This is a genomic window from Mesorhizobium sp. M2A.F.Ca.ET.037.01.1.1, from assembly GCF_003998075.1.
Lineage (GTDB): Bacteria > Pseudomonadota > Alphaproteobacteria > Rhizobiales > Rhizobiaceae > Mesorhizobium.
The window spans coordinates 1-519 of the sequence record NZ_RZSA01001752.1; the positions used below are offsets into that span (position 1 = coordinate 1).

General features: G+C 63.8%; 1 pseudogene. It reads left to right on the forward strand.

Annotated elements, in window-relative coordinates:
• Window positions 1–284 precede the first annotated feature (284 nt).
• Window positions 285–519 (forward strand): annotated as a pseudogene (locus EOA27_RS39600) (glutamine--fructose-6-phosphate aminotransferase); the annotation flags it as partial.

The window sequence follows — 519 nt, forward strand, 5'->3', positions numbered from 1 at the left end:
GGCTTTCGGCCGTGCCCGCCAGAAGACGATCCCCGGCAAGGGCAAGGAATTGCGCGAGCGCTTCGCCTCGGCCGCAGCGGCAAGGAAGAAGGCAGCGGAATAGCGTTTCAGCGCTTCCTGAACCCGAGCGGTTCAGGTAACTGGATTGCAAGCGCCGTCTGGCATGGTGCATGGAGCAAAAGACCGTTCCGCTGACATGGAACGAAACGCAAAGTGACTTTCGCGGCAGGCCGGCAACCCCTAGATAACGCCGGGTTTTCCGCTGGGAATCGGGGGTAAGCGCCATGTGCGGTATCGTTGGAATCGTCGGCCATTCGCAGGTCGCGCCGCTCATCGTCGACGCGCTGAAGCGGCTTGAATATCGGGGCTACGACTCGGCCGGTGTCGCCACCATCGAGAAGGGCGAACTTGGTCGCCGCCGCGCCGAAGGCAAGCTCATCAATCTCGAACGCCGCCTGAAGGACGAGCCGCTCGACGGCACGATCGGCATCGGCCACACGCGCTGGGCCACGCATGGCG